The 4,079-nt window shown below is 72.6% G+C and carries 4 protein-coding genes; 3 read left to right on the top strand and 1 reads right to left on the bottom strand.

Features of this window, described 5'->3' with window-relative positions:
• The first annotated feature begins 115 nt into the window (after nt 1–115).
• Nucleotides 116–727, top strand: coding sequence for a nucleoside triphosphate pyrophosphatase (locus ACFWZ5_RS45200; protein ID WP_384893009.1), 612 nt, complete (start codon nt 116–118; stop codon nt 725–727).
• 18 nt (nt 728–745) lie between these two features.
• Here ACFWZ5_RS45200 and ACFWZ5_RS45195 read toward each other — a convergent pair whose 3' ends face one another.
• A complete protein-coding gene (locus ACFWZ5_RS45195; RefSeq protein WP_384806446.1) occupies nt 746–1,207 on the bottom strand; it encodes a hypothetical protein in 462 nt (153 codons plus the stop codon).
• A gap of 360 nt (nt 1,208–1,567) precedes the next feature.
• On the opposite strand from ACFWZ5_RS45195, the gene ACFWZ5_RS45190 reads away from it, so the two are divergent.
• Together ACFWZ5_RS45190 and ACFWZ5_RS45185 are read left to right on the top strand one after the other, a co-directional pair.
• On the top strand, nt 1,568–3,340 hold the full coding sequence (locus tag ACFWZ5_RS45190) for an acetyl/propionyl/methylcrotonyl-CoA carboxylase subunit alpha (RefSeq protein WP_384806444.1): 1,773 nt from the start codon (nt 1,568–1,570) through the stop codon (nt 3,338–3,340).
• Between the two features lie 129 nt (nt 3,341–3,469).
• A complete protein-coding gene (locus tag ACFWZ5_RS45185) occupies nt 3,470–4,021 on the top strand; it encodes a TetR/AcrR family transcriptional regulator (protein WP_384806442.1) in 552 nt (183 codons plus the stop codon).
• The last annotated feature ends 58 nt before the right edge of the window (nt 4,022–4,079 follow it).

The following is a 4,079-nucleotide window of genomic DNA, read 5'->3' as shown; positions in this document are numbered from 1 at the left end:
AGCGCGAAGCGCGGATAAATGGGGGGTCCAGGGGGGCGGAGCCCCCCTGGTTCGGGAAGGGGCGGGCCTGGGGCGCACCCGCGAGGACCAGCATCCCCCCGGCTACCCTGACCGCATGAGTGATCAGCCCACCCGCCGCCTCGTCCTCGCCTCCAAGTCCCCGGCCCGCCTGGGCCTCCTCCGCCAGGCAGGCCTCACCCCCGAGGTGATCGTCAGCGGCGTGGACGAGGACGCGGTCTCGGCCCCCACCCCGGCCGAGCTGGCCAAGGCACTCGCCGAGGCCAAGGCCTCGGTGGTCGCCGCCCGCCCGGACGCCAAGGGCGCCCTGGTCGTAGGCTGCGACTCGGTCCTCGAACTGGACGGCCAGGCGCTCGGCAAGCCCGCCGACGCCGAGGAGGCCACCGCCCGCTGGAAGGCCATGCGCGGCCGCGCGGGCGTCCTGCAGACCGGACACAGCGTGTACGACACGGAGTCGGGCCGGCACGCGTCGGCGGTCGCCTCGACGGTGGTCCGCTTCGGCGAGCCGACCGACGCGGAGATCGCCGCGTACGTGGCGAGCGGCGAGCCGCTGCACGTCGCGGGCGCGTTCACGCTCGACGGCCGCTCGGCCCCGTTCATCGACGGCATCGACGGCGACCACGGCAACGTCATCGGCCTCTCGCTGCCGCTGCTGCGCCGCCTGCTCGCCGAACTGGGCGTCGGCATCACCCAGTTGTGGGCGGACTAGGGCGGACCGGCGCGGGCGTCAGGCGGCCTGCGGGGCGCCGTCGCCGGGCGGCGCGGCGTCCGCCGCCGCGTCCCGGGCCTCGTGGCGGTCGTACGCCATCAGCGTCACGACGATCAGGCCGAGTACCAGCATCATGAACAGGAACGCGAGCCAGCCCACCAGGCCGACCGCGAACGCGCCGAGCAGCGCGTGCACCACGGCGGCGCTGATCAGCAGGATCCGCCCGAAGCCGCCGGGCGCGCGGTCGCGCACGGCGGTGCGCGCGAGCCAGAACCCGCACAGCGCGAGGTAGAGCCCGAAGATCCCGCCCGCGATCCACGTCGTCACGGACATCGCGTGCGGATCGAGGCCGGCGAGGGACATGTCCTGCTTGTCGACGACTAGGCCGAGGAACCAGTTCAGGAGCGCGATGCCGAGCGCCTCCGCCCACAGCACGACCGCACCGACCCACGCCACCGGCCTGCGCGCCACGGCACTCACCCACTCTCCACCGTTGCTGTACCGACTGCTGTTACCGCTAGTACGTCCGGGACATCGGGCACGCTACTAACGGGTAAACCCCGGGACAAGGGGCGCGCGTCAGGCAAAGAATCATTGGGCCATTCGTAGGGACTCCACAAAGAAAGGCCGCATGCCGCAGCGCGGCCTCACAGAGACCTTGACCACACCGGAGGGCTACGCTGCCGGGGAAGGACCCTGCGTACCGCGGTGCGACAAGGGATTTCGGGGAACGGGCGGGCCTCGGATCACGCTCCGTGTGGGCAAGCTCACCAATGGGGACGGGTCGAAAGGCCGTGTCGGCAGTCCCTAAACTCGGCTTGTTTCAAGGAGGGAGCCATCGTGCGCAAGGTGCTCATCGCCAACCGTGGCGAAATCGCTGTCCGGGTCGCCCGGGCGTGCCGGGATGCCGGGATCGCGAGCGTTGCCGTCTACGCGGACCCCGACCGGGACGCACTGCATGTGCGGGCCGCAGACGAGGCGTTCGCCCTTGGTGGTGACACTCCCGCGAGCAGCTATCTGGACATGGCCAAGGTGCTGGCGGCGGCGAAGGACTCCGGGGCGGACGCCATCCACCCGGGCTACGGATTCCTCTCCGAGAACGCCGACTTCGCGCAGGCGGTCCTGGACGCGGGCCTGACCTGGATCGGTCCGCCGCCGCAGGCGATCCGGGACCTGGGCGACAAGGTCGCCGCCCGGCACATCGCCCAGCGCGCCGGCGCCCCCCTCGTGGCGGGCACGCCGGACCCGGTCTCGGGCGCCGAAGAGGTCGTCGCCTTCGCCGAGGAGCACGGCCTGCCCATCGCCATCAAGGCGGCGTTCGGCGGCGGCGGGCGCGGCCTGAAGGTGGCCCGCACGCTCGACGAGGTCCCGGAGCTGTACGAGTCCGCGGTGCGCGAGGCGGTGGCCGCGTTCGGCCGCGGCGAGTGCTTCGTGGAGCGCTACCTGGACAAGCCGCGGCACGTCGAGACCCAGTGCCTGGCCGACCAGCACGGCAACGTCGTGGTGGTCTCCACCCGCGACTGCTCCCTCCAGCGCCGCCACCAGAAGCTCGTCGAGGAGGCCCCTGCGCCGTTCCTGAGCGACGAGCAGAACGCGGAGCTGTACGCCGCGTCCAAGGCCATCCTGAAGGAGGCCGGGTACGTCGGCGCGGGCACCGTCGAGTTCCTCGTCGGCGTCGACGGCACGATCTCCTTCCTGGAGGTCAACACGCGCCTGCAGGTCGAGCACCCGGTCACCGAGGAAGTCGCCGGCATCGACCTCGTACGCGAGATGTTCCGCATCGCCGACGGCGGCGAGCTGACCTACGGCGACCCCGAACTGCGCGGCCACTCCTTCGAGTTCCGCATCAACGGCGAGGACCCGGGCCGCAACTTCCTGCCGGCCCCCGGCACCGTCACCACCTTCGCCCCGCCCTCGGGCCCGGGCGTGCGCCTGGACGCGGGCGTCGAGTCCGGCTCGGTCATCGGCCCGGCCTGGGACTCCCTGCTCGCCAAGCTGATCGTCACCGGCGCCACCCGCGAACAGGCCCTGCAGCGCGCGGCCCGCGCCCTCGCGGAGTTCAACGTCGAGGGCATGGCCACCGCCATCCCCTTCCACCGCAAGGTGGTCACCGACCCCGCGTTCGCGCCCGAACTCACCGGCTCCGCCGAGCCGTTCACGGTCCACACCCGCTGGATCGAGACCGAGTTCACCAACGACATCCCGGCCTTCGCCGCGCCCGCGGACGCCGAGGCGGAGGACGAGCCGGGCCGCGAGACGGTCGTCGTCGAGGTCGGCGGCAAGCGCCTCGAGGTCTCCCTGCCGTCCTCCCTCGGCATGTCCCTGGCCCGCACGGGCCTCGCCGCGGGCGCCAAGCCCAAGCGCCGCGCCGCGAAGAAGTCCGGCCCCGCCGCGTCCGGCGACACCCTGGCCTCCCCCATGCAGGGCACGATCGTCAAGGTCGCCGTCGAGGAGGGCCAGGAGGTCAAGGAGGGCGACCTCATCGTCGTCCTCGAAGCCATGAAGATGGAGCAGCCCCTCAACGCCCACCGCACCGGCACCGTCAAGGGCCTCCAGGCGGAGGTGGGCGCGAGCCTCACGTCCGGCGCGGTGATCTGCGAGATCAAGGACTGACCTTTCCTGGCGTGGGCGCCCCGGGCCGCCGTTGATCGGCCTTCGGCCTCGTCCTCGAACGCCGGACGGGCTTAGATACTGCCTGTCCGGCGTTTGCCGTCCACCCGACAGCCAGGACTGGAGGAGCCCATGCGCGCCGACGCCTTGCGCAATCGCCAGCGCCTTGTGAAGGAGGCCCGCACCGCCTTCGCGGAACACGGCACCGACACCTCCCTCGAAGACGTGGCGCGCCGCGCGGGCGTGGGCATCGGCACCCTCTACCGGCACTTCCCGAGCCGCCACGCCCTGATGAGCGCGGTGTTCGAGGACGCGGTGTGCGATCTGCTCGCGCGGTCGCGGGAGCTCCTGGACGCGCCGCAGCCGTGTGCGGCGCTCGTGGAGTGGCTGCGGGCCGTCGTCACGCACGCCGGTGAGTACCGGGGTCTTGCGCGGGCCCTGATGTCCGTCCCTAGGGACGACAGCTCGCCGCTCGGGCGGTGCAGTCGGCCCATGCGGGAGGCCGGGGCGGCGCTGCTTGCCCGGGCGCAGGGGGCGGGGGCCGTGCGGGGTGGGGTGTCCATCGAGGATCTGTTGCAGCTCACGAACGCGATCGCTCTGGCCGCGGAGGAGTCCCCCGACGACCCGGCCCTGGCGGACCGCCTCCTGACCCTCACGCTCCGGGGCCTGAAGGCCCAGCCGTAGCCGTCGCGGGGCGCCCCAGACCCGCCCCTTCCCGAACTGGGGCTCCGCCCCAGACCCC

Source organism: Streptomyces sp. NPDC059003, assembly GCF_042740445.1.
Classification (GTDB): Bacteria; Actinomycetota; Actinomycetes; order Streptomycetales; family Streptomycetaceae; genus Streptomyces.
This window is presented reverse-complemented; position numbering and strand designations above follow the sequence as displayed.

What these genes read in the sequence shown, in the direction of transcription:
- ACFWZ5_RS45200 (WP_384893009.1), top strand. Translation starts at nt 116, where the DNA reads ATGAGTGATCAGCCCACCCGCCGCCTCGTCCTCGCCTCCAAGTCCCCG.
- ACFWZ5_RS45185 (WP_384806442.1), top strand. Translation starts at nt 3,470, where the DNA reads ATGCGCGCCGACGCCTTGCGCAATCGCCAGCGCCTTGTGAAGGAGGCC.